The sequence below is a fragment of the Aeromonas sp. 602658 genome (assembly GCF_049173005.1).
Taxonomy (GTDB): domain Bacteria; phylum Pseudomonadota; class Gammaproteobacteria; order Enterobacterales; family Aeromonadaceae; genus Aeromonas; species Aeromonas veronii_A.
Window position 1 is genome coordinate 27,465 of sequence record NZ_JAAKRF010000014.1, and the last position, 24,911, is coordinate 52,375.

Here is a 24,911-nt window from a genome sequence, read left to right on the forward strand (position 1 = left end):
CTGTTCAGGGTGCTGGTTCGTCAACCAAATCAAAGGCGACCTTCGGGTCGCCTTTGTTCTTATGCTCTGCGGTACTTCTATCACTCGTCGGTTATCAAGAGTGATCAGCGTCCTGCGGATCGGCATCGAGACGGCAGTTGGGGGGAGAGAACTTCCCATGGTGTTTGGGCATAGCGTGAATGGCCTCGTTGACCTTGAGGAGCTGCTCTTCGCTCATGCTGTTTTTGGCAAACATCAGGCTGACCGGCTGATGGTGCAGCAACAGCTGACAACTGATAAACCCCTCGGCGCCCAATTGGGAGAGCCGATAGCGTGCATATTGCCACTCCATAATGATGCCATCGAGACGGCGGGCCAGCAGCAGTTCGATTAGTCGATCATCGGCATTGTACTCGGTCGCCCCCTTGAGGGCAGGACACTCGTCCATTTGATGAATGGGGCGAGTACCGCGCAGTTTGCCAATTTTGAGCTCCTTGTTGTGGCACAGTTTGGACAAGGTATCGAGCTTTCCCCAGCGATCCTGATGGCCTGGAATCGGGTTATTACTCAACAGCACATAGGCGCTCTGGCGATAGGGTGCAGAGAAGCGGGCATACTTCTGCCGCTCCGGCAGGGGGAGGGCGGCCATCGCCACATCCAGCTGATCGTGCTCCACCAGATGGAGTGCCCGCGCCCAGGGGATCTCACGAAATTTGGGGGCAAAGCCCGCCTGGGTGAGGATCTGGCGAGTCAGGCTGACATCCAGCCCGTCCAGCTCACCCCTGTTGTTGATTTGACTGAAGGGGGGCCAGTGGCTCCAGGCCACGGTCAGGGTCTGACTGGCCTGCAGGGAAGGGGTCAGCAAAAGCAGCAGCAGGCAGAGCTTGGCCTGCCAGTTGCCGTGGGGACGATATTGCGTGCTCATAGCTTAACCTCGTTATTCTGCTTTTTGTTCTCTGCTATCCCGTGCGCCTGCGACCCGCGCATCACGATGGCGGGACAGGTAATAAGTTGTCAGTTAATAGTGTGGTGCGTGCTTCACTGGTCAACGGGATTATTCGGTGGAGAGCAGAGGGCTTTTCTGTGCGTGCTGGGAGGAGCATCACATTTTTCTCGTTTATCCGGCACAACTCCGTTAGACTGCGCCCCTATTCTTTCCCCTTTGCTCTGCTCCCCGGGGAAATCGTTGTGTTCTCAACAGGCCCGAGTCTGGCGAGATGGCATCGGCTCAGCAGAGGAGCCCCATCCCGGATTGTCGGCGCCCCTATCCCTAGCAGGTAACTATGAGTTTTACTTCCCTCGGTCTGGCCGAACCCTTGTTGCGTGCCGTTGCCGAACAAGGCTACGACACCCCGTCTCCCATTCAGCAACAAGCGATCCCCGCCGTTCTGGCTGGCCGCGATCTGATGGCGGCGGCCCAAACAGGGACCGGCAAGACCGCAGGCTTTACCCTGCCGATGCTGCAACGTCTGATGGAGAGCAAGCGCAAGGTCTCTCCGAACCGCGTCCGTGCGCTGGTACTGACCCCGACGCGCGAGCTGGCCGCCCAGGTGGGCGAGAGCGTGCGCAACTATGGCAAGCATCTGCCCCTGCGCAGCCACGTGGTATTCGGTGGCGTGAGCATCAACCCGCAGATGATGGCGACTCGCCGTGGTCTGGACGTGCTGGTGGCCTGTCCTGGCCGTCTGATCGATCTCTACAACCAGAATGCCGTCAAGTTTGACGAAGTGGAGATCCTGGTACTGGACGAAGCGGATCGCATGCTCGACATGGGCTTTATCCGCGACATCCGCCGCATCCTGACCCTGCTGCCGAAGAAGCGCCAGAACCTGCTCTTCTCCGCCACCTTCGCCGATGAAATTCGCGAGCTGGCCACTGGCCTGCTGGACAACCCGGCTGTCATTGAAGTTGCCCCGCGCAACAGTACCGCCGAGCGTATCGAGCAGCTGGTGCACCCGTGCGACAAGGCCAACAAGATTGCCCTGCTGAGCCACCTGATCTCCAGCAACAACTGGCAGCAGGTGCTGGTCTTTACCCGTACCAAGCACATCGCCAACCGCGTTGCCGAGAAGCTTGAAAAAGACGGCATCAGTGCTGCCGCCATTCACGGCAACAAGAGCCAGGGCGCCCGTACCCGCGCGCTGGCCGGTTTCAAGGATGGCAGTGTGCGCGTGATGGTGGCGACCGACATCGCGGCCCGTGGCCTCGATATCGACAAGCTGCCGCAGGTAGTGAACTTCGAGCTGCCGAACGTGGCGGAAGATTACGTGCACCGTATCGGTCGTACCGGTCGTGCCGGCGCGGCCGGTCACGCCATCTCGCTGGTGGCTGCAGATGAAGGGAAGCTTATCAAGGCGATCGAGCGTCTGACCAAGCAGAACATTCCGTGCGAGCAGGTGGCCGGTTTTGAAGCTTCCCGCGAGACCCTCGACAACATCGCCCGTGGTATCGGCGCGCCGCTGCGCAAAGAGCCACGGGATCCGAGCGAGCAGCGCCGTGCACCGCGTCCGCAAGGTCAAGGTCAGCGTCAGGGGGCCGGTCGTTCCGCCTCCAATGGCAATGCGGGTGGTACACGTACCGGTAACGGTGGCAAGCCCAAGCCGCAAGGTGGTCAGCGTCCGGCTGATGGCGCTGGCAAACCGGCTCAGGCCCGTCGTCCACGTCGCTCTACCCACAACCAGTAAGCGGCTCGGGAGCTTGACTCCCCAGCTGTGCGGTTGACTGAAAAAGCCCTGCCAATCTGGCAGGGCTTTTTGTTTTTTCAGCCATGTAATCGGCACTGTGTGGTGCTGCGAGAACAGCGCTAGATGGCGGAGAGGTACTGCTTTTGCATTGCCAGCCAGCGGCCGTTATTGATAAACGCCAGCTGTACCTTGAGCAGGGCTGCAATTTCCGCTCGGTGCTTTTTATCGAGGTAGAGAAAGACCTGCTCTTTGGTGATCTTCTGCCAGGGGAACGCCAGTGCAGGTTGAGAGGCGGGGCGCATCTTGATGAGCCAGTCCACTTTGCCTCGATGCAGTTGGGCAAGCCCTTGCTTCTCATCGTTCAACCAGATGACCTGATAGTTGCCGAGGAAGCGCTCGCACCACTGGATGCCACGCAGGCAGCCAATCACGGTACCCTCGGCAGGGGGCCAGCTCGGGTTATCCCGTGGCTGACCATAAATCGCCGTCTCCGAGATGGGGGCACCGATCTGCAGCAAGTGGGGATAGGTCTGATCAAAGCCCTTGATCCGGGCCATATCGCCATCGACGGCATGGTCTGCCTCAATCAATTTTTCGCAGCGGGCATAGGTGCAGGGGATCAACTGAAAGTCGATGCCGGCTCGGCCAAACCAGTCATGAATAAAAGGGCGCAATATCGCAGTGTGCTCGACCGCTGCCGCCAGCTTTAGCGGGGTTGCGTGGGCAACGTGAGTCAGCCCGACAAGCAGTAACCAGCCAATCCACTTCATATCGCACTCCTGAATCGGGCTTGTTTAAGCAGAACTGTTGCGACTATCTGTGCAGTGAAGAATAGCCGATTGGGATGGCTGCCAGACCGCTTCGCCAGCAATTCGTGACGGCCGGGTCAGGGGTGCAGGGCAGTGATCAGGATATGGACGGTGCTCACCAGGATCACAGTGAAGGTCAGCCCCATTCCCACCACCCGATAACGGAAGTTCTCCGGCGTGCGGCTCATGCCAAAGGCGTGGCAGAGACGGCCAAGCAGCAAGGCACTCCCCAGCAAATGAACCAGCCAGGGGGCATGGCTGCCGGCTTCGATGAAATAGATCAGCAGCAGGGCGAGGGGGACATACTCGGCAAAGTTGGCGTGTACCCGCATGGCGCGCAACATGGCGGGGTCATCCCCATGCCCCAGCGCCACCTTGCGGCTATGGCGGGTGCGAATGGTACGAATGCTCAGCAACACAAACAACAGGGCGAGCAGGGCCGCGTAAACAGGCAGTATGGTCATGGTATCTGGCTCCTTGTGTGATGATAACGAGTGGCTGGTGTTCAGAGACGCGATATTGCTCGGCATCTCAATGGCTTGCCTTGAGGGTAGCAGCAAACTGCCTTAGCACGACCGTCATCCACTCACTCGCCATCTGCCAAGCGCAGGCGCAAACAAACAGCCCTGCCGAAGTGGCAGGGCTGTATTTTGACCGTGTTGATGGTGGGCTGCGCCCCGTCATTACCCCTCGTAAGGGAGGGAGGAGTGGTGCAGCACGATGCGCACCTTGCCATCATCCCCCTTCTTGAAACCCCAGGTCTTGTCGACAGTGGTCTCCTTGTTATCTCGATCTACCAGATGTACCTTGCCCATGGTCAGCGCCATGTCGCCGTTGATATAGACGGCGGCATTGTCATAGCGATAGCTCTGCCAGTTTTTCAGGGCGAACCCTTTGTCGGTGGGGTAGGCGCTGTTGTTGCCGACAAAGTAGGCCAGCGCCCCCTCGCGGTTGGTGCGGAAGGTCTGCTCGCCACCGGCAAGAGTGGGTTTGAACAGCACCGGCCCCTGCTGGTAGCCATAAGCGCTGTCGAGCACCGACTCGGCAGTCGCCTTGGCGCGCTCAATCCCACCGGCGCGATAGTCATCGCTGATCTTGATAAGCGCCGTGCCCCAACTATCCTGCGCGGCCTTGATCTCCGCCTCGGTAATATTGTTGTTGGCGATTTCGGCGGCGCTAAGTGCGCCGCTGGCGGCAAGCAGGATGAGGGCAAGGGTGCTCTTCTTGAGGTGCAACATCATTGTTTTCAAACTCCTGAACGCGATAAACGAGCGGGCAGTGTAGCGAAGGGGCATGAACGGTTTTTGAACTGATTATTCAGGGTTGGGTAGTAAAAAGGTCGGTATATAGCTGAAGGTTTGGGGGGGGCATGGCTGATGGAGGGGTTAAGAGCTGGTGTTAATGTGCTTGCATATTCTCATTCGCTCCACAGCTGATTATTATCAAAAGACTGAACGAAACCAGCATGACAAATAACTTTTCACTCACTAAGCTGATATGCGTTTGATATAATCCCAGTCAAAATATAATGATGTTGAGACTCGGTAAATTACAAATAGATAACATTATTATTGGTTGCTATGAGGTATTGTTGGCGTTTTTGTGATATGAAGTTTTTGATAGCAAATCAATCATAACGAGAAAAATGGAACCATCTTGGCTTTCCAATATTTAGTGGGTATTAAATGGTATTTTTAACTAACTTTAAAAATTGGAGATTGGGTAAATGGCTTGGGAAGATACACCACCTGAAATTTTGCGACTCGCAACATTCTTGAATGATTTTTATAAAGAGTCTGATAGAGGGGCTGTGTTGATGGCAGGCTCTATTCTTGATGAGGTGCTCGCGGGTATGATTTCTGCCTTTCTTATAGACTCTACAGAAAGTAAAAAATTACTTGAAGGATTTAATGCTCCTTTAGGTACATTTAGTTCTCGCATTCTGGCCGCGTATTCACTTGGACTAATAGAAGAACAAGAGTTTTCTGAAGTTGAGGCAATACGGAAAATTCGAAATATGTATGGACATGCTTGGAATGGCATTGATTTTAATCATCCTAAGGTAATGGCCCAGCTTGAAAAGTTACCTTTTAGTGATGAGACCGCTCGTGTGCGACTAAATCATACCGTAGCTAATTTATTGGGTGATTGGTTATGGCGAGAAAGTTACATCATAGAAGAGAAAAGGAAGATGCGTACTTGGCCAAATAAATCCGGTTTTGGACGTCACCATTCGAAAAAATGAATTAAATGGAGTTAGTTGAGTGTAAAAAGCCCCGCCAATCAGATTGGCGGGGCTTGGCTATTTGGGGCATTCAGTATCGGGGATTACAGCGCTGGCAACATTCCAAGGCTGACGCTGATCTGTACGCCAACAATCAGCACGCCCATGGCGGCGGCTACTCCCAGCGCCACCACGCCACCCGGGGCACGGTAGTGGTGGGCGGGCGCCTGCTTGCGGCTCTGCCATACCAGCGCCACCGGCAGCAGCACCGCGAGGATCGCCAGCGCAATGGCAGCGTATCCGAGGGCCATGATAAAGCCCTGCGGGAAGTAGAGGGCAAACAGCAATGGCGGCACAAAGGTGATGAGGCCGGTCTGGGTGCGGCCCTGCCAGTTGTCCTTGCGGCGGGTCACCTTGGCCATAAAGTCGAACAGCCCCAGTGTCACCCCGAGGAAGGAGGTGGCGAGAGCCAGATCGGCAAACAGGTGCATCGCCTGATTAAACGCAGGCCAGCTCACCAGCTTGCCGACGTTGGCCAGCAGGCTGTCCAGCGCGCCGCCGGTTTGCAGCAGGGCTTGCTGGCCGAGCAGACCGAGGATCGCCACCTGCCACAGCACGTAGAGGATCAGCGGCAGGGCTGAGCCCCAGACAAAGACCCGACGCAACTGCTTGGGGCAGTCACCGAGGTAAAGCATCACGCTCGGAATGGAGCCGTGAAAGCCAAACGAGGTGAAGATGACCGGCAGGCCCGCCAGCAACAGGCCCTGACCCAGCGGCATCGAGAGCAGATGCTGTCCTTCGGTGCGGGGCAGCAGCAACGCCAGCACCACCACCATGATCACCAGTTTGACAGTGAACATCAGCCGGTTGAGGTAATCCACCGAGCGGGTGCCGACACAGACCATGCCGCCAAACAGCAGAGTAAAGGCCCATGCCGCCTGCTCTTGGCTGAGGGTCATGCCGGCATCGACCAGCGCCTGTGCCAGCAGGCTGCTGCCGCCGCTGATGTAGGCGGAGGCCAGCGAGTAGAACAGCATCAGGATACAGAAGGAGGCGATGCGCTTGCCCCAGGGGCCGAGCAGATGATCCGCCAGCTGGTGCAGGTACCACTTGCCGGTGTTGAGGCTTGCCTCCACTTGCAGCATGGCGGTGAAGGCCATCAGGGCCCAGAGGCCGACCATCAACATCAGGGTGGCGGGGCCGCCGAGGGAGGAGGAGGCCAGCGGCAGGGCCAGCATGCCGGCACCTATGGTGGTGCCGGCAATCAACAGGGTACAACCCAGAGTTTTGGTATTCATGTTATCCATCCGAACGTAGCGGTGTCAGTGCAAACAGGCGATGTCAGCATTGACGTCAACAAAAGGGGGCCGATTGGCGTTATCAGAAGGTGCCTCCGGTGATAGGGCCGGAGGCTAGCAATATCGGAACGGGAACATCTGTACCTAAAACCTGTCAGTTGTAAAATATGGTTGCCACGTTAGCGGATCGAAATAGCGGAAACAACCCCTTTTATACGGATCATGTGCTGGCTTGTGGCAACAAGTGGAAATAAATGATGACAGTGGTAGCTAATTGCAGAAAAAAGCACCGAAAAAATGACTAGCAGGGGCTCATTGATACAGGTCAGCCAAGTGGTTGCTGCACGGATGGGGGAGTGCCTTGTCGTGGCGTTGGCGTTTAGTTGCGGGGTGAAAGGAGTGTTGAGGCCGGTTGTTTAGTCGGCCAGACGGTAGAAACAGCAAAGCGGACGGGTAGGGTTGTGGGGAAAAACAATAAGGCAGCCAATCCTGGCAGCCTTATTGTCATCTGTTCGCTTTACCCACCCATTGACAGCAAATCGGGTCTGCTGCGGTCAGGTTAGCGACGGCGCTTGAGGGTGCGGCTCACATAGTGCAGCCCGCTCTGGTAGTCGCCGTTCACCGCCTTGAGCGCCAGCTCCAGCGCCTGGCTCGCCAGCGCGTCGTGCTTCTGAGGCAGGGAGTTGATGCCAAAGGGGAGGAAGTCGAGCAGCCGATCGTCCCCGAAGGTGGCCATGGCGAGCTGGCTCATATCGATCTCTTGCTCCAACAGGTAGTCGAGTACCCCCTCCATCAGGATATAGGAGGTAGTGATCAGTGCCTCGGGTAGCTGACCCAGCTGCAGGTGCAGATCCTTGATCAGGCGATACCCCTCAAGGCGGGAGAAGTGATCCCCTTCGCACAGATGGCGAGCCGCGCTGTGACTGGCGACCGCCTGCTCGAAACCGGCTTTGCGCTCCTGACTAATCGTGAGTGCTGGCAGCGCGGTGATCAAGGCGATATGGCGCAGAGTCGGGGTGAGCAGGGAGCTGGTGAGATCAAAGCTCGCTTTCTCGTTTTCACTGGCGACGGTGACGAACTTGTCGGCGGCCATCGCCCGGTCGATGGCGAGGATCTGGCTGCCTTGCGCCTGCAATTTGCCGTAGAAGGGGTCGTCTGGCGGCAGGCAACTGGCCACCAGCAGGGCGTCCACATGGCGGCTCACCAGCATATGGGCCAGCTCTTTTTCTGTGGCGGGCTCATCTTCCGAGCAGACGATGAGCAGCTGATAGCCCTGCGCCCGGGCCCCCTGTTCCAGCCGTTTGGCCAGCTTGGCGTAACTGGCGTTCTCAAGGTCGGGCAGGATAAAGCCGAGGGTCTTGGTCTGGCCGCCACGCAGGGAGGCTGCGCGGCTGTCCGGCTGATAGTTGTGGGCGGTGACCACGGCCATCACCTTGTCGCGGGTGGCCTGGCTGATGCGGTATTGGTCGGCCTTGCCATTGATCACATAGCTTGCCGTGGTGCGCGAGACACCGGCGAGGGCGGCGATTTCGTCCAGTTTCATCATATTGGCTCTGTTTGAGTTGCAAGGCCCACGGTCACTGCCGGGTGAGGGCACCGAAAAGTGTGCGCGGGATCATATCATTGAAAAGCACTCTTTGTGGGTACTTGATCAATTCGCTGAAACGATTCAGTCTGAGTGTAAGTGAAACGATTCAGTCTGTCAGCAACGAAGAGACCCAGTGGCCTGAAAATCAGGCCCCGATCACAGTGAACCGTGTTCAGGTCTATTGTCAGCTGGCGAGTTATCCGAATGTTCAATTGTGACGTACCGGCGTGGCCGGAACCTGATGGAGAGTCTCTATGTTGAAGTTGGCGCGAGAGCAGATCTTGCTGGGGCAGTCGGTGGCGACCAAGTCGGACGCCATTGCCCTGCTGGCAGGCAAACTGACCGAAGCCGGTCTGGTGGAAGCGGGCTATGTGGATGGGATGCTGGCCCGTGAAGCGCAGCATGCCACCTATCTTGGCAGTGGCATCGCCATTCCCCACGGCACCACCGATACCCGTCATCTGGTGAAGAGCACAGGCGTCATGGTGGCCCAGTTCCCCAATGGTATCGAGTGGGATGAGGGGCAGATCGCCTATGTCGCCATCGGCATCGCCGCCAAGTCCGACGAGCATCTGGGCATTTTGCGCCAGCTTACCCATGTGCTGGGTGACGAGCAGGCGGCAGCTCAGCTCAAAGAGGCCACCGATGCCGACACCATCATCAACATCCTGACCGGCGCCACTGACGCCAAAGAGGTGCAATACCTGACCCTGGCTGACTTCCCGGCCGATGATCGCGATCAACTGCTGCTGGGAGCAGCCGCCCGCGCCAAATCGGCGGGCTGGGGCGATGCCGCCATGGTGAGCGCGCTGCTGGCAAGCGAACCTGCCTATCTGGGCGAGGGCGTCTGGCTCGCCCGCGCCAATGTTCAGCAAACAGCATCGGCCCAGACTGGCTGGGTGCTGGCCACCCCGAGCAGCGAACTTCGCGCAGGGGAGCTGCCGGTCAGCGCCATGCTGCTGCTGTGCGCCGCAGATAGCAGCCATCTGCCGCAACTGGAGAATCTGGCCAAACTGGCGGCTGCCGGCCAACTCGCTACGCTGGCGGGCGGCGAGGGACTGGCCATGCTGCAAGCAGGCCCCGCGAGCGGTCTTTCCGAAACCTTCACCATCATCAATCCCCACGGCTTGCACGCTCGTCCCGGCGCCATGCTGGTCAAGGTGGCCAAAGAGTTTGAATCCGACATCCGGGTGGCCAATCTGGATGGCAGCGGCGAAGCGGTTTCCGCCAAGAGCCTGATGAAAGTGATCGGTCTTGGGGTCAAATGCGGGCACCGTCTGGCGTTTCGCGCCGAAGGGGCTGATGCCGAAGCGGCTCTCAAGGGGATCGGTGAGGCCATCGCCGCTGGTCTCGGCGAGGGGGCGCATTAATGAAGATTGTTACCATCACCCTCAATCCGGCCCTTGATCTCACTACTCGCCTCGAGGCGATGAGCCTCGGTGAGGTCAATCTGGTGAGCGAGGCCAACCTGCGTGCCGCAGGCAAGGGGATCAACGTCGCCATGGTGCTCAAGGACTTGGGCCGCGAGGTGGGCGTCACCGGCTGGCTGGGCGCAGACAATGAGCAGAGCTTTGTCTCCCTGTTTGCAGAGCGTGCGCTGGATGATCACTTTGTCCGTGTCGCGGGCAGCACCCGCATCAACGTCAAGATTTCCGAGCAGTCCGGTCGGGTCACCGATCTCAACTTGCCGGGGCTCACCATCCAGCAAGGGGAAGTGTGCGCGCTGGAGCAGGCCATCGACAAATTGGCACCTCACGCCGAGTGGTTCGTGCTGGCGGGCAGCCTGCCCAAAGGGGTGGCCCCCGATTACTGCGCCCATCTGATCCGCCTGCTCAAGGCCAAGGGCAAGCAGGTGATCTTCGATTGCAGCGGTGCGGCGTTAAGCGAAGGGATCAAGGCGGCGCCGACCCTGGTCAAACCCAATCTGGAGGAGCTGAGCCAATGGGCTGGTCGCCCCATCAAGACCCTGAGCGAGCAGGCCGAGTGTGCCCGCGCGCTGCAGGCGAGCGGGATCCCCAACGTGGTGATCTCCAACGGCGCCGATGGCCTCATCTGGTTTGCCCCGGATGCCGTTTGGCAAGCCATTCCACCGCGGATGCAGGTGGTCAGCACGGTTGGTGCTGGCGATTCTCTGGTGGCAGGTCTCGCCCATGGTCTGAGCCTTGGCTGGGCGCCGGAGCAGACCCTGCGGCTGGCCACCGCCGTCTCGGCCTTGGCGGTCAGTCAGGTGGCGGTCGGCTTTGACGATATCAATATGCTCAACCCCTTACTTGAACAGGTGCGCGTAGAGCGTCTGGATGCGCTGGCACCGGTTCAGTGCAATACCCCCTCAATGGAAAACTCAGGAGATGCCCAATGAAAGCAATCTTGGTTACGGCTTGCCCGGCGGGCATTGCCACCAGCTTTCTCGCTGCAAAACGGATAGAACAGCAGGCCAAATTGGCTGGCTGGGAACTCACCCTCGACGTCGGCTCCAGCGTGCAGCCCCGCCAAGTACCGAGCAAGGAGCAGATTGCTGCCGCCGATCTGGTGCTGGTTGTCGCCAGTGCCCCAGTGGATCTCGCTGCCTATGATGGCAAGCGAGTCTATCAGGGCAGCATGGATGTCGCCCTGCAGGATCCCGCTGCCTTGCTGGAAGCTGCCACCAGCGGTGCCAGCGTCTATCGTCATCAAGCCGCGCCCGCTGCCGCCAAACCGGCCGCCGCTGGCAAGCGCATCGTGGCGGTGACTGCCTGTCCGACCGGGGTGGCTCACACCTTTATGTCGGCAGAAGCGCTGGAGACCATGGCCAAACAGCTGGGTTATCAGATCCGCGTCGAGACCCAAGGTTCGGTCGGTGCCCAGAACGCCCTGACTGCCGAGGAGATTGCATCTGCCGATCTGGTGTTCCTCGCCACCGATATCGAGGTGGACATGGCCCGTTTCGACGGCAAGCCGGTCTATCGCACCAGCACAGGGGCGGCACTGAAGAAAACCCGCGCCGAGCTCGACAAGGCGTGGAACGAGGCGACACTCTATCGCCACAGCGGCGCCAGCCAACCCAAGAAAGAGGAAAAAGCTGGCCCCTACAAGCATCTGTTGACCGGGGTCTCCTTTATGCTGCCCATGGTGGTGGCGGGCGGCCTGATCATCGCGCTCTCGTTCGTGTTTGGTATCGAGGCGTTCAAGGTGGAAGGCACCCTGGCCGCCGCCCTGATGAAGATCGGTGGCGGCTCTGCCTTTGCCCTGATGATCCCGGTGCTGGCCGGCTACATTGCCTACTCCATCGCTGATCGCCCGGGTCTCGCTCCCGGCATGATCGGCGGCATGCTGGCAAGCTCGCTGGGCGCCGGTTTCCTTGGCGGCATCGTCGCCGGTTTTCTGGCCGGTTACAGCGCCAAGTACCTGAGCGACAGGGTGCGCCTGCCGGTGACCCTGGAAGCGCTCAAGCCCATCCTGATCATTCCGCTCTTTGCCAGCCTCTTTACCGGTCTGGTGATGATATACGTGGTGGGTGGCCCGGTGGCCGGCATCATGAATGCCATGACCACCTTCCTCAACAACATGGGCTCTGCCAACGCTGTGCTGCTGGGTGTCATCATCGGCGCCATGATGTGCTTCGACATGGGTGGCCCGGTCAACAAGGCAGCCTACGCCTTCGGGGTCGGCCTGCTGGCCTCCAAAACCTACGCCCCCATGGCTGCCGTGATGGCCGCCGGCATGGTGCCGGCGCTGGGGATGGGGATCGCCACCTTCCTGGCCCGCGCCAAGTTCATCAAGGCGGAACAGGAAGCGGGCAAGGCCTCCTTCGTGCTGGGTCTGTGCTTTATCTCCGAGGGGGCCATCCCGTTTGCCGCCAAGGATCCGATGCGGGTCATCCCGGCCTGCATGGTCGGCGGCGCCCTGACCGGTGCGCTCTCCATGCTGTTCGGTTGCGAGCTGATGGCTCCCCACGGCGGTCTGTTCGTGCTGTTCATCCCGCACGCCATCAGCAATGTCATGATGTATATCGTGGCCATTGCAGCAGGCTCGCTGCTGACCGGTGTCTCCTACGCCATGCTCAAGCGCGGCGAAGAGCAGGCCAAGCTGGCCACGGCATAAGCCTCGCCACCCGGCAAGACGTCATAACCAAGAGCGGCCTGTGGGCCGCTTTTTGTTTTGTCGGGAGGATAGGTAACCTGTGAGGGGAAGATAGGGAGTGGTTAAAACTCCCAGCCTTGTTGTTCTGGCAACTGGGGTTGCGCTCCTTCCAGCGCTTTGCGCCGCGCAGCCTCAACCCGCGCCTTGCGGGCGCGACACAGACGCATTACATCCTGTTGCTGGGCCGGGCTCATTTTCTGCCAGTTGAAACGCTCCTCGCGATTGCGCAGGCATCCTTTGCAATAGCCCTTGTTGTTCACCTCGCAGACCCCGATACAGGGGCTCTGCAACGGAAATATTTCGAGCTGTTCCATCCATTACCTCGCATATCCTGTCACCTTGTTATAACCCAGCATCCTCCCTTTGGAGAAATCTCTCTTCAAGTGATTGATGTCGTTTGCTTTCCCCCTGCAAATTTGGCATCTTGCCGCCGAGCAGGACTCTTGGTGTTAAATGAGGACATATGAACAAACACGGATTCTGGCTGACCGCGATAGTGCTGGGGTTGGCCGGGTGTGCGGGTAACTCTGACAAAGCAGAGGTGCCAAAAAAACAGACTGATGACAGATGTTTTCTCAACTGCGAGGTGCCGGAAAATCTGGGCAAGCAGTATCTGGACGGTACCTTGCCGGGGGATCTGGTGCGGGTCGAGCGGGTCAACAGTCGTGCCAGTGCCGATTACAGCAAGTTTGGCCCCCAGAGTCGCATTGTCATGCAGCGTTCAGGGCGGATGGCGAGCCGTTATGGCGAGCTCTATCACCAGCTCTCCCGCTGGGTGGCGGGCGGCGGCAATCCTGCCGACATCACCCGTTACGGCATCAGCCTGGCTCAGCTGGGCGGCGCCGATCGCATGGGTAACGTGCTCTTTACCGGCTACTACTCGCCGGTGCTGGAGGTGCGTCACCGCCCGGATGCCGAGTATAAGTACCCCATCTATGCCATGCCCAACTGCGGCAGCCGTTGTCCGACCCGGGCACAGATCCACCAGGGCGCCCTTGCCAACCGCGGGTTGGAGCTGGGTTACAGCAAATCCCTTATCGACAACTTCCTGATGGACGTACAGGGATCGGGCTTTGTTCACTACGGTGACGACGATAGGCTGCAATATCTGGGTTACAGCGGCAAGAACGGCCACGGTTACGTCAGTATCGGCCGGGTACTGATCGACCGCGGTGAAGTACCCAAGGAGCAGATGTCGATGAAGGCCATCAAGGAGTGGGCCAACCGTCAACCGGAGGAGAGCGTCAAGGAGCTGGTGGAGCAGAACCCCTCCTATGTCTTCTTCGAGCGTCGACCCACCAATGACGTGATCGGCGCCGCCGGTATCCCGCTGCTGCCGCTGGCGGCCGTTGCTGCCGACAAGACCCTGTTGCCGATGGGGACCCCGATCCTCGCTGAAGTCCCTTTGCTCGATAAAGAGGGCAACTGGACCGGCAAGCACCAGCTGCGGCTGTTGATTGCGCTGGATGTGGGCGGCGCGGTGAAGAAGGGTCACCTCGACCTCTACCACGGCATGGGCGAGAAGGCCGGTGTCGCAGCGGGTCACTACAAGCACTTCGGTCGTGTCTGGAAGCTTGGCCTGCACCACGGACCGACTGCCGCCCCCTGGTTGTAATCCTCTGAGGCTTTGGGCGTCTGTAATCGGGCGCCCGAGCAAAGATGAAGGACAAAATAGAAAGCCGCCGGATTGCTCCGGCGGCTTTCTATTTTGTGCGAGTTGCCAGTCTGTGGCTGCGTCAGCTCTTCTGGATATCCAGCCGGATGGCGCCGACCGGTTTGCAGCAGCAGGGGAGGCACTCCCCTTGGGCGACAAATGCCAGCGGCACCGCAGGATAGTGCACCTTGCCGGCTATCAGCGGAGTGCGGCAGGCGCCGCAATAGCCGCTGCGACACTGGAACTCCACATGATGACCGTGGCGCTCCAGGGTCTCCAACACGCTTTCGCCGGGATGGGCGTGCAGCACGGCACCATCCCGGGTATGTACCCGTGGTGCCACGACCGCATGCTGTTCGGCAGGCGCGTGCGGGGCAGGGGTCAGCATGTTGGTGGCGTCACTCACAGCTCGAAATCACCCAGGTCATCGGCATTGACTTCGCTGTCGATCTGACCGACCAGATAGGAGCTGACCTCTACCTCTTGCGGGGCGACCTGTACGTTGTCGGATGACAGCCAGGTGTTGATCCAGGGGATCGGGTTTTGCTTGGTGCCGGCAAAGGCTGGCTGCAAGCCGACTGCACTCATGCGCAGGTTGGTGATGTACTCCACATACTGGCAGAGGATGTCCTTGTTCAGGCCGATCATGGAGCCGTCCTGGAACAGGTACTCGGCCCACTCTTTCTCCTGAATGGCCGCTTCCTTGAAGATCTCGAAGCAGGCCTGTTCGCACTCAGCGGCAATCTCGGCCATCTCCGGGTCATCCTGGCCGGTGCGCATCAGGTTCAGCATGTGTTGGGTGCCGGTGAGGTGCAGCGCTTCGTCGCGGGCGATCATCTTGATGATCTTGGCGTTGCCTTCCATCAGTTCACGCTCGGCGAAGGCAAAGGAGCAGGCGAAGCTGACGTAGAAGCGAATTGCTTCCAGCGCGTTGACGCTCATCAAGCACAGATAGAGCTTCTTCTTGAGCTCGCGCAAGGTGATGGTCACCTCGCGGCCAGCGACGGTGTGGGTCCCTTCACCGTGCAGGTTGTAGAGGGCGGTCGCTTCGATCAGATCGTCGTAGAAGTGGCTGATGGAGCCGGCGCGCTTCAAGATCTGCTCGTTGGTCACGATGTCGTCGAACACCTGGGCGGGGGTGTTGACGATATTGCGGATGATATGGGTGTAGGAGCGAGAGTGGATGGTCTCGGAGAAGGCCCAGGTCTCAATCCAGGTTTCCAGCTCCGGAATGGAGACCAGCGGCAGCAGGGCCACGTTGGGGCTGCGACCCTGAATGGAGTCCAGCAGGGTCTGGTACTTCAGGTTGGAGATGAAGATGTGCTGCTCGTGGGGCGGCAGGGCCTGATAGTCGATGCGATCACGGGAGACATCCACCTCTTCCGGGCGCCAGAAGAAGGAGAGTTGCTTTTCGATCAGCCGCTCGAACACTTCGTGCTTTTGCTGGTCATAACGGGCTACGTTGACCGATTGGCCAAAAAACATCGGCTCTTTGAGCTGGTCGTTTTGGGTTTGGCAGAAAGTTGAATAGGCCATGGTTACCAGAATGTCTGTATGGAGAAAACAGGAGAGCGGGAGCTTGTCGCTCCCGCCCGGTTATCAGATCTTGCCGTGACTTAGATTTTGCAAGCCCCGCCAGCACAACCGTCATCTTGCAGGTCGGTCTGGGTGTCGTCTGCACCATCACGGGTGTTGTGATAGTAGAGGGTCTTGAGACCGTATTTGTAGGCGGTCAGCAAGTCCTTCAGCAGCTGCTTCATCGGCACCTTGTTGCCTTCGAAACGGGCCGGATCGTAGTTGGTGTTGGCGGAGATAGCCTGATCCACAAACTTCTGCATGATACCGACCAGCTGCAGGTAGCCGTCAACGCTCGGTTGCTTCCAGAGCAGTTCGTATTGATCTTTCAGGCGATCATACTCGGGCACCACCTGTTTGAGAATGCCATCTTTGGACGCCTTGACCGAGACCAAACCGCGCGGCGGCTCGATACCGTTGGTGGCGTTGGAAATCTGGCTGGAGGTCTCGCTCGGCATCAGGGCGGTCAGGGTGGAGTTGCGCAGACCCACGGATTTGATCTCTTCGCGCAGGCTTTCCCAATCCAGATGCAGCGGCTCGTTGCACAGCGCATCCAGATCCTTCTTGTAGGTGTCGATCGGCAGAATGCCCTGGGCATAGGTGGTCTCGCCAAACAGCGGGCAGGGGCCGAATTCGCGGGCCAGCTGCACGGAGGCTTTCAGCAGGTAGTACTGGATCGCCTCGAAGGTGCGGTGAGTCAGCGCCAGACCGGAGCCATCAGAGTAGCGGGCACCGTTCTTGGCCAGGTAGTAGGCGTAGTTGATGACGCCGATACCCAGAGTACGGCGACCCATGCTGCCACGCTTGGCGGCGGCAATCGGGTAGTCCTGATAGTCGAGCAGGGCATCGAGGGCGCGCACGGCCAGATCCGCCATCTCTTCCAGATCTTCCAGTTTGTCGATGGCACCCAGGTTGAAGGCAGAGAGGGTGCACAGAGCGATCTCGCCGTTCTCGTCGTCGATGTTGTTGAGCGGCTTGGTCGGCAGCGCAATCTCGAGGCAGAGGTTGGACTGGCGTACCGGCGCCACGCTCGGGTCGAACGGGCTGTGGGTGTTGCAGTGATCCACGTTCTGGATGTAGATGCGACCGGTACCGGCACGCTCCTGCATCATCAAGGAGAAGAGGTCTACCGCTTTCAGAGACTTCTTGCGAATGGCCGGATCCTGCTCGTACTTGACGTAGAGCTCTTCGAACTTGTCCTGATCGGCGAAGAAGGCGTCGTACAGACCCGGCGCATCGGACGGGGAGAACAGTGTGATGTCACCGCCCTTGATGAGGCGCTGGTACATCAGCTTGTTGATCTGCACGCCGTAGTCCATGTGACGAACACGGTTCTCTTCCACGCCGCGGTTGTTCTTCAGCACCAGCAGGCTTTCCACTTCGGTGTGCCACAGCGGGTAGAACAGGGTGGCCGCACCGCCGCGCACGCCGCCCTGGGAGCAGCACTTCACGGCAGTCTGGAAGTATTTGTAGAAGGGGATGCAACCGGTGTGGAACGCTTCGCCACCACGGATGGGGCTGCCAAGACCGCGGATGCGACCGGCGTTGATGCCGATACCGGCGCGCTGGGAAACGTAACGCACGATGGAGCTGGCGGTGGCGTTGATGGAGTCCAGGCTGTCGTCGCACTCGATCAGTACGCAGGAGCTGAACTGACGGGTCGGGGTGCGCACGCCGCTCATGATCGGGGTCGGCAGCGAGATCTTGAAGGTCGAGACCGCATCATAGAAGCGCTTGATGTAGTCCAGACGGGTATCCTTCGGATACTTGGAGAAGAGGCAGGCCGCTACCAGAATGTAGAGGAACTGCGGGCTCTCGTAGATCTCGCCGGTGACGCGGTTTTGTACCAGATACTTGCCTTCCAGCTGCTTGACCGCCGCGTAGGAGAAGTTCATGTCGCGCCAGTGATCCATGTGCGCGTTCAGCTCTTCGAATTCAGCCTGGGTGTAGTCTTCCAGCAGGTGTTTGTCGTACTTGCCCATGTCGACCAGACGAGCCACGTGCTGGTAGAGGTGGGGCGGTTCGAACTGGCCGTAGGCCTTCTTGCGCAGGTGGAAGATGGCCAGACGGGCGGCCATGTACTGGTAGTCAGGGGTCTGCTCGGAGATGAGGTCAGCCGTCGCCTTGATGATGGTTTCGTGAATGTCGGCGGTACGGATACCGTCATAGAACTGGATGTGGGACTTGAGCTCTACCTGGGAGACCGACACGTTGTCGAGCCCTTCGGCGGCCCAGTCCAGCACGCGGTGAATTTTATCCAGATCGATGGGTTCTTTGTGTCCGTTACGCTTCGTCACAAACAAGTTCATTGGCTGATGACCTTTAGTTGATTCCCGAAAAACCATCGCACAATGACACCACCCCTGGCCCCAGCGATGTGCAGGTATTGGGTAGAGATTGTGCGATGAATCACAAGATGTAGTGTTATTTTAAGTTCGAGCTACAAGATAGTGAGGTCGGCTACGCATTGCAATGTATGGATAACTGGCTTGCTGTGGATAAATTGTGGGTGTTGTTGTCTTTGTTAGTGGTTGCTCACAGTGAGCGGGTTTTCATTCGTCCGCTTCGCCAAATGCAAGCCTTCCGATCGAAGATGGAAAATTTAAATAACTTTTTTTGCTTGCGAAAAGGGGGCCTTTTTACTAGCAAACCGCAGCTGATTATCCCTTACCCAACAAGGGACAAAAGCTGTCCAGTTGTCGCAGCCGCGGGCTCAGCGTGGCAAGGGCTTTGCATCAGATGACGGTAGTTTGTGGCCGCTTTGTGACGGCTGCGAGCTTGTCAAATGGGTATCCAACAGGCAGAAAGCTGCCTTTATTATCCATGAATAAGAGGCGTGATGGTGGCGCAGGACGCGGGAGCGTAAAGGAAGAGATGCAAGGGGCGGAGAGTCTCTTCGCCCCGTTATCGCATATCAGCCGGTAAGGCTGCGCGTTACGCTTTGGCCGTCAACTCATAGCGCAGCCAGTGGTGCAGGGCTTGCACGGTATCAAAGTGCAGATCGGCGCCCCACTGTGCGGGATCTTCCTCATCATTGAGATAGCCCCAGCCAGCGATCGCGGTGCGCATGCCAGCATTGCGGCCTGCTTCGATATCCCGCACATGATCCCCCACATAGAGGCAGTGAGCCGCCTCGACCCCCAGCTTCTCGCAGGCAAAGAACATGGGGGCGGGGTCGGGCTTGCGTACCGGCAGGGTGTCAGCGCTGACGGTGACGCCGCAACTGGCGAGTTGTGGCAGGGCTGCCAGCAGTGGCTCGGTGAGAAAGCCCGGCTTGTTGGTGACGATACCCCAAGGTAGCTGTTTCTCGTCGAGCCACTCGATAAGATCCACCATTCCCTCATAGGGACGGGTACCGACGCAGAGATTGGCCGCGTAGTAGTCGAGCAGGGCATTGCGCAGGCGGGTGGCCCCCAGATCTTCAAGCAGTTCGTCGCCGAGGCCCGCTTTCAGCAGTCCGAGCGCCCCGTGGGAGGTGGTCTGACGAATAATGTCGTCAGAGAGCGGCGCAAAACCTTCGTTGATCAGCACGTGGTTGACTGCGGCCCCCAGATCCGGGGCTGTGTCGAGCAGGGTGCCATCCAGATCGAACAGCACGCAACGAAGAGGTTGCAGGTGAGAGGCGCTCATCAACCTTGCTCCGGGCGGACAAACTCCACCATATAGTTGACGTCAACATTCTTGCCGAGCTTGAACTGGTTGGTGAGGGGGGCGTAGTGGACGCCGCTCATGTCCCGCACCAGCAGGCCAGCTGCTTCACCCATGCGACACAGTTCGGCCGGGGTGATGAATTTTTTGTGATCGTGGGTACCCTTGGGCACCATCTTCATCAGGTATTCGGCCCCGATGATCATCATCAGATAGGATTTGGGGTTGCGGTTGATGGTGGAGACGAACACCCGGCCGCCCGGGCGTACCAGAGTCGCGATGGCGCGCAGCACGGAGGCGGGGTCCGGCACATGCTCCAGCATCTCCATGCAGGTGACCACGTCATACTGGCCCGGTACTTCGGCGGCATGGGCTTCGGCGGTGATCTGGCGATATTCGAGCTCAACACCCTGCTCCAGGGCGTGCAGGCGGGCGACGCCGAGAGGTTCCTTGCCCATGTCGATGCCGGTGACCTTGGCACCACGGCGGGCCATGCTCTCGGAGAGGATGCCGCCACCACACCCGATATCGAGAATGCGCTTGCCAAACAGACCGCCACTTTTGTCGGTGATCCAGTCAAGGCGTACCGGATTGATTTGATGCAGGGGTTTGAATTCACCTTCCATGTCCCACCAGCGGGAGGCAATGGCTTCAAACTTGGCGATTTCTGTCAGATCGACATTGGCATCACTGTTCATTTTTCGAAGATCCTGTGGCAGGGCGCCCGCTTCTGAGTCATGGGCGCAATCTATTGTCCTGGCGGGCATTATAACGGACGGACTTTGTCACACCAGCCCGATCTGATACCCGATTTGTGGCTTAAGGTATTTGGCTCAGTGTGTTACCATGTCGCGCTGTTTAAGCCAAAGAACAACTAATTAGGGATAAGGCTTTCTATGAGCGATCTGGCCAGAGAGATCACGCCGGTCAACATCGAAGAAGAGCTCAAGAGTTCCTATCTTGATTACGCCATGAGCGTGATCGTAGGACGAGCTCTGCCGGATGTGCGTGATGGCTTGAAACCGGTTCACCGCCGCGTTCTGTTTGCTATGAACGAGTTGGGGAACGACTGGAACAAGCCCTATAAAAAATCGGCCCGTGTGGTCGGTGACGTAATCGGTAAATATCACCCGCACGGCGATAGCGCTGTGTATGACACCATTGTCCGGATGGCGCAGGATTTCTCCATGCGTTACATGCTGGTCGATGGTCAGGGCAACTTCGGTTCAGTCGACGGCGACAGCGCCGCGGCGATGCGTTATACCGAAGTGCGGATGGCCCGCATCTCCCACGAGCTGCTGGCTGATCTGGACAAAGAGACCGTGGACTGGGTGCCGAACTATGACGGCACCGAGATGATCCCGGCGGTCATGCCTACCAAGGTTCCCAACCTGCTGGTCAACGGCTCCTCCGGTATCGCGGTGGGCATGGCGACCAATATTCCGCCTCACAACCTCACCGAGATTGTCAATGGCTGCCTGGCGCTGATCGAAAACGGTGACCTCACCATTGACGAGCTGATGACCTACATCACCGGCCCGGATTTCCCCACCGGCGGCATTATCAACGGTCGTTCCGGCATCGTGCAGGCGTACCGTACCGGTCGTGGCTCCATCTATGTGCGGGCCAAGGCTGAAGTGGAAGTGGACGAGAAGACCAGTCGCGAGACCATCATCGTTCACGAGATCCCCTATCAGGTGAACAAGGCTCGACTGATCGAGAAGATCGCCGAGCTGGTCAAAGAGAAGAAGATCGAGGGCATCAGTGCCCTGCGCGATGAGTCTGACAAAGACGGCATGCGCATCGTTATCGAGATCAAGCGCGGCGAGTCCGGCGAGATTGTGCTGAACAATCTCTACAAGCACACCCAGATGCAGACCACGTTCGGCATCAACATGGTGGCGCTCGATAACAACCAGCCCAAGGTGATGAACCTTAAAGAGATCCTGGATGCATTCCTGCTGCACCGCCGTGAAGTGGTGACTCGCCGGACCGTGTTCGAACTGCGCAAAGCGCGGGATCGGGCACACATTTTGGAAGGTCTGGCGGTTGCGCTGGCCAACATCGATCCCATCATCGAGCTGATCCGCCACAGCGCGACCCCGGCCGACGCGAAAGCGGGCCTGGTTGCCAAGGGCTGGGAACTCGGCAACGTGGCCGCCATGCTGGAAAAAGCGGGCGACGACGCGGCACGGCCAGAGTGGCTGGAGCCCGAGTTCGGTATCCGTGAAGGTCAATACTTCCTGACCGAACAGCAAGCCCAGGCCATCCTTGACCTGCGCCTGCACAAGCTGACCGGCCTCGAGCACGAGAAGATCCTGGAAGAGTACCAATCTCTGCTGGATCTGATCGCCGAGCTGCTGCACATCCTGGCGAGCCCGGCTCGTCTGATGGAAGTGATCCGCGATGAACTGCTGGCCGTGCGTGAGCAGTATGGCGACGAGCGTCGCACCGAGATCAGCATGTCCAGTGCCGAGATCAACATCGAAGATCTGATCACCCCGGAAGACGTGGTGGTTACCCTGTCTCACCAGGGCTATGTGAAGTATCAGCCGCTCTCCGACTACGAGGCCCAGCGCCGCGGTGGTCGTGGCAAGTCGGCCACCCGGATCAAGGAAGAGGACTTTGTGGAGCGTCTGCTGGTGGCCAACACCCACGACACCATTCTGTGCTTCTCCACCCGTGGCAAGGTCTACTGGCTCAAGGTTTACCAGCTGCCGGAAGCCTCCCGTGGCGCCCGTGGTCGTCCGATCATCAACCTGCTGCCGCTGGAAGAGGGTGAGCGTATCACCGCTATCCTGCCGGTGAAGGAATATGACGCCGAGAAGTATGTCTTCTTCGCCACCGCCAACGGTACCGTGAAGAAGACCAGCCTCTCTGACTTCAGCCGTCCGCTCTCCTCCGGTATCCGCGCCATCAATCTCAAAGAGGGCGATGAGCTGATCGGGGTGGATATCACCGACGGCAGCAACGAGATCATGCTCTTCTCCGACGCGGGCAAAGTCGTTCGCTTCGCCGAAGGCAGCGGTCGCGCCGATGCGGATGTCAGCGATGACGTTGAAACCGACGACGATGCCGGCAATGACGATGATGGCAGCGACAACGGCGAAGGCACCGAAAGCAAGGGTACCTTCAAGGGCGTTCGTCCCATGGGTCGTACCGCAGCCGGTGTGCGCGGCATCAAGCTGGGCGCCGGTGACAAGGTGGTTTCCCTCATCGTTCCGCGCGGCGAAGGTGCCATCCTCACCGCCACCGAGAACGGTTACGGCAAGCGGACTGCGTTGGCCGAATACCCGACCAAGAGCCGTGGTACCCAGGGCGTTATCTCCATCAAGGTGGATGAGCGCAACGGCAAGGTGATCGATGCGATCCAGGTCGAAGATACCGACCAGATCATGCTGATCACCAACGGCGGAACCCTGGTGCGTACCCGTGTTGCCGAGGTGAGTGTCATTGGCCGTAACACCGGCGGTGTCCGTCTGATCCGTACCGGTGAAGACGAGACCGTGGTTGGCCTGCAGCGTATCGCCGAGAGCGACGAAGACGAGAACGACGCGCTGGCCGTTGACGGTGAGGTATCTGAAGGTACCGATACCGCGACCGGCACTGATGCAGTCGATGCAGGGGAAGCGGGCGACGAGTAATCGTCACCTGTTACCCGAGCTACGTCTCTGATCAAAAAGAGCGACCCTGGTGGTCGCTCTTTTTATTTGTCTGCTTTTTATGACTGCCAGCTTCCTGCGCGACAGGGGGCTGGCGGATTACTCCTGCAACCACATTCTGGCGCTGCGGGCGGGAATGGCGACCCGTACCCACTGGCTCTGCACGTTGACCACGGCGCTTTGGTCGAGCACGTCACGATAGTTGCGATACCAGTTCATCTCGAATTTGGCGGTATCGAGCCAATACTCCTGCTCATAGTCGCACTTGTTGATGCCGACCAGCCCCTGTTTGCCCCGTTTGAACAGCACGAAGCAGTCACCGCTGCCGATCAACAGCATGGGTTGACCCTGCACCGCATTGTGGAAGCGGATCATCCCCTTGAGTTCGGCGCGCTGGTAGTAATCCTGCCAGCGCAGTCCATCCTTGGCCTGGGTCTCGCCGTGATCGGAGTAGACCAGCGGCGAGCCACCATCGCGGCCGAGCAGGTAGGCATAGGCCAGCTTCTCGTCAGTCTGGCTTAAGATCTGATAGCGGAAGCCGTCGTTGGTGGGGATGTCGTGGGTCACGGCAAAGGTGACGGCGCGACTGCCCGGTAGCGCCTGACCGTAGGCGCCCGGATCCGCCAGCAGGTTCATGCTACCGCCATACCCCAGCGCGCCACGCAGGGAGGCAAACAGCGGAAAGTCATAGGCTCCCTGGCCGCTGCTGTCGAGGTAGGGTTTGAGGAAGCGCTCGTAATCGGTGCTGCCAGCACCCCCAGTGGTGATCACCTCGCCAAACACGTGCATCCCCTGTTTGATCTCGGGGGTGAACACGGCATTGATCTGGTAATCGCTCATGTGTTTGACCGCATCGACCCGAAAACCCTTGATCCCCATCCCCTTGAGCGCCTTGAGGTAGGCCTGTTGCTGGCTAACCATCCAGTTGTTGGGATCCAGATCCGGCAGCCCCTTGTCACCGGCACCGCCACAGAGTCGCCAATACTGGACATGACCTGGATCGCTCCAGTCGCTGATGCACCCTTCCGGATGAAAATCCTGACCTGAGAGGAAGTTTTGCCCCAGATCGCCAAACAGTTTCTGGCGCTCGAAATAGGCCGGGTTGCTGGCGTAGCTTTGCAGCAGCTCGTTGCCGGGATAGTTGAGGTCCTGGCGTTTCCAGCTTTCGTTGGCCATGTGGTTGAGCACCACATCGGCATAGACGGCGATCCCCCGCGCCTTCATGGCGGCGATCAGCTGCTCGAGATCCTGCTTGTTGCCAAGGGGTGAGTCGACAAGGCGCAGATCCTGCGGCTGGTAACGAGCCCACCACTCGTTGCCGGAGGACTTGAGAGGCGGCGAGATGAGTACCTGTTTGTAACCGGCCGACTTGATAAGGTCGGCTTTGGCGGTCACTTCACTGTACTTCCAGTTGAAGGCGTGAAGTATGACGTCGGCGTGCGCCAAGGGGGCGATCAGCATGCCTGCGATCGCCCATATTCCCGCTGTGTGTTTCATTATTGTGTCCCTGTTTTTATAGATGCCTGAATGGGCAACCCAGCTTTGGCGGGAACAGAGTGAGCTGCAATCAACAACCTGCAGATTTGTGACCGCTTTCAGTATGATTTCGCCGAATATGTGAACTGTTTCGGCTTTTCCTTGTCACGGCCAGTTGTCTTTTTACAAGTGATT

The 24,911-nt window shown here is 58.7% G+C and carries 20 protein-coding genes; 7 read left to right on the forward strand and 13 right to left on the reverse strand.

Going from position 1 to position 24,911, the window contains the following annotated elements; translation table 11 throughout:
• Positions 1 to 94: 94 nt before the first annotated feature.
• Positions 95 to 904, reverse strand: a complete 810-nt coding sequence (locus G5253_RS11880; protein WP_266135035.1) for a substrate-binding periplasmic protein — start codon at positions 902 to 904, stop codon at positions 95 to 97.
• 358 nt (positions 905 to 1,262) lie between these two features.
• On the opposite strand from G5253_RS11880, the gene G5253_RS11885 reads away from it, so the two are divergent.
• Positions 1,263 to 2,663 (forward strand): DEAD/DEAH box helicase, encoded by a 1,401-nt coding sequence (locus G5253_RS11885; RefSeq protein WP_266135034.1) that lies wholly within the window; start codon positions 1,263 to 1,265, stop codon positions 2,661 to 2,663.
• Between the two features lie 119 nt (positions 2,664 to 2,782).
• Here the strand turns inward: G5253_RS11885 and G5253_RS11890 are convergent, their stop codons facing one another.
• The 3 genes from G5253_RS11890 to G5253_RS11900 form a co-directional block, all read right to left on the reverse strand.
• A complete protein-coding gene (locus G5253_RS11890; protein WP_266135033.1) occupies positions 2,783 to 3,433 on the reverse strand; it encodes a hypothetical protein in 651 nt (216 codons plus the stop codon).
• A 116-nt stretch (positions 3,434 to 3,549) separates the two neighbouring features.
• Positions 3,550 to 3,936 carry an MAPEG family protein gene (locus tag G5253_RS11895; RefSeq protein ID WP_106843350.1) on the reverse strand — a complete coding sequence of 129 codons (387 nt, stop codon included), beginning with the start codon at positions 3,934 to 3,936 and terminating at the stop codon, positions 3,550 to 3,552.
• A gap of 219 nt (positions 3,937 to 4,155) precedes the next feature.
• The gene (locus G5253_RS11900) at positions 4,156 to 4,713 is read right to left on the reverse strand and encodes a hypothetical protein (RefSeq protein WP_106843351.1); all 558 of its coding nucleotides are present in this window, start codon (positions 4,711 to 4,713) and stop codon (positions 4,156 to 4,158) included.
• A 485-nt stretch (positions 4,714 to 5,198) separates the two neighbouring features.
• On the opposite strand from G5253_RS11900, the gene G5253_RS11905 reads away from it, so the two are divergent.
• Positions 5,199 to 5,717: a transcriptional regulator gene (locus tag G5253_RS11905; RefSeq protein WP_181222411.1), complete on the forward strand. Its 519-nt coding sequence runs from the start codon at positions 5,199 to 5,201 to the stop codon at positions 5,715 to 5,717.
• An 83-nt stretch (positions 5,718 to 5,800) separates the two neighbouring features.
• On the opposite strand, the gene G5253_RS11910 is transcribed toward G5253_RS11905, so the two are convergent.
• Both G5253_RS11910 and cra read right to left on the reverse strand, forming a co-directional pair.
• Complete coding sequence (locus tag G5253_RS11910; RefSeq protein WP_106843352.1) at positions 5,801 to 6,994, reverse strand: aromatic amino acid transport family protein; 1,194 nt, start codon at positions 6,992 to 6,994, stop codon at positions 5,801 to 5,803.
• Between the two features lie 559 nt (positions 6,995 to 7,553).
• Positions 7,554 to 8,540 carry a catabolite repressor/activator gene (gene cra, locus G5253_RS11915; protein ID WP_266135032.1) on the reverse strand — a complete coding sequence of 329 codons (987 nt, stop codon included), beginning with the start codon at positions 8,538 to 8,540 and terminating at the stop codon, positions 7,554 to 7,556.
• A 296-nt stretch (positions 8,541 to 8,836) separates the two neighbouring features.
• Here cra and fruB point away from each other — a divergent pair, with 296 nt between their 5' ends.
• From fruB to fruA, 3 genes are read left to right on the forward strand one after another with little or no spacing between them, the layout of a single operon-like run.
• A complete protein-coding gene (gene fruB / locus G5253_RS11920) occupies positions 8,837 to 9,952 on the forward strand; it encodes a fused PTS fructose transporter subunit IIA/HPr protein (protein WP_266135031.1) in 1,116 nt (371 codons plus the stop codon).
• A complete protein-coding gene (gene pfkB, locus G5253_RS11925; protein ID WP_266135030.1) occupies positions 9,952 to 10,941 on the forward strand; it encodes a 1-phosphofructokinase in 990 nt (329 codons plus the stop codon). Before fruB ends, pfkB begins: the two co-directional genes overlap by 1 nt.
• On the forward strand, positions 10,938 to 12,662 hold the full coding sequence (gene fruA / locus G5253_RS11930; protein WP_266135029.1) for a PTS fructose transporter subunit IIBC: 1,725 nt from the start codon (positions 10,938 to 10,940) through the stop codon (positions 12,660 to 12,662). Before pfkB ends, fruA begins: the two co-directional genes overlap by 4 nt.
• Positions 12,663 to 12,763: 101 nt before the next feature.
• Here the strand turns inward: fruA and G5253_RS11935 are convergent, their stop codons facing one another.
• Positions 12,764 to 13,015 carry a DUF1289 domain-containing protein gene (locus G5253_RS11935; RefSeq protein ID WP_216953548.1) on the reverse strand — a complete coding sequence of 84 codons (252 nt, stop codon included), beginning with the start codon at positions 13,013 to 13,015 and terminating at the stop codon, positions 12,764 to 12,766.
• Positions 13,016 to 13,164: 149 nt separating this feature from the next.
• On the opposite strand from G5253_RS11935, the gene mltA reads away from it, so the two are divergent.
• Positions 13,165 to 14,316 carry a murein transglycosylase A gene (gene mltA, locus G5253_RS11940; protein ID WP_266135028.1) on the forward strand — a complete coding sequence of 384 codons (1,152 nt, stop codon included), beginning with the start codon at positions 13,165 to 13,167 and terminating at the stop codon, positions 14,314 to 14,316.
• Between the two features lie 121 nt (positions 14,317 to 14,437).
• Here the strand turns inward: mltA and yfaE are convergent, their stop codons facing one another.
• The 5 genes from yfaE to ubiG all read right to left on the reverse strand — a co-directional run bounded on the left by yfaE (position 14,438) and on the right by ubiG (position 20,276).
• The gene (yfaE, locus tag G5253_RS11945) at positions 14,438 to 14,761 is read right to left on the reverse strand and encodes a class I ribonucleotide reductase maintenance protein YfaE (RefSeq protein ID WP_162517680.1); all 324 of its coding nucleotides are present in this window, start codon (positions 14,759 to 14,761) and stop codon (positions 14,438 to 14,440) included.
• A complete protein-coding gene (gene nrdB, locus G5253_RS11950; RefSeq protein WP_005336708.1) occupies positions 14,758 to 15,891 on the reverse strand; it encodes a class Ia ribonucleoside-diphosphate reductase subunit beta in 1,134 nt (377 codons plus the stop codon). The genes yfaE and nrdB overlap by 4 nt, the downstream gene beginning before the upstream one ends.
• Positions 15,892 to 15,971: 80 nt before the next feature.
• A complete protein-coding gene (gene nrdA, locus G5253_RS11955; RefSeq protein WP_421203385.1) occupies positions 15,972 to 18,239 on the reverse strand; it encodes a class 1a ribonucleoside-diphosphate reductase subunit alpha in 2,268 nt (755 codons plus the stop codon).
• A 625-nt stretch (positions 18,240 to 18,864) separates the two neighbouring features.
• Positions 18,865 to 19,560 (reverse strand): HAD family hydrolase, encoded by a 696-nt coding sequence (locus G5253_RS11960; RefSeq protein WP_421203387.1) that lies wholly within the window; start codon positions 19,558 to 19,560, stop codon positions 18,865 to 18,867.
• On the reverse strand, positions 19,560 to 20,276 hold the full coding sequence (ubiG, locus tag G5253_RS11965; protein ID WP_100645821.1) for a bifunctional 2-polyprenyl-6-hydroxyphenol methylase/3-demethylubiquinol 3-O-methyltransferase UbiG: 717 nt from the start codon (positions 20,274 to 20,276) through the stop codon (positions 19,560 to 19,562). The genes G5253_RS11960 and ubiG overlap by 1 nt, the downstream gene beginning before the upstream one ends.
• A gap of 198 nt (positions 20,277 to 20,474) precedes the next feature.
• On the opposite strand from ubiG, the gene gyrA reads away from it, so the two are divergent.
• Positions 20,475 to 23,222, forward strand: coding sequence for a DNA topoisomerase (ATP-hydrolyzing) subunit A (gyrA, locus tag G5253_RS11970; protein WP_005352118.1), 2,748 nt, complete (start codon positions 20,475 to 20,477; stop codon positions 23,220 to 23,222).
• A 117-nt stretch (positions 23,223 to 23,339) separates the two neighbouring features.
• On the opposite strand, the gene G5253_RS11975 is transcribed toward gyrA, so the two are convergent.
• Positions 23,340 to 24,737, reverse strand: a complete 1,398-nt coding sequence (locus G5253_RS11975) for an alpha-amylase family protein (RefSeq protein WP_421203389.1) — start codon at positions 24,735 to 24,737, stop codon at positions 23,340 to 23,342.
• Between the last annotated feature and the right edge of the window lie 174 nt (positions 24,738 to 24,911).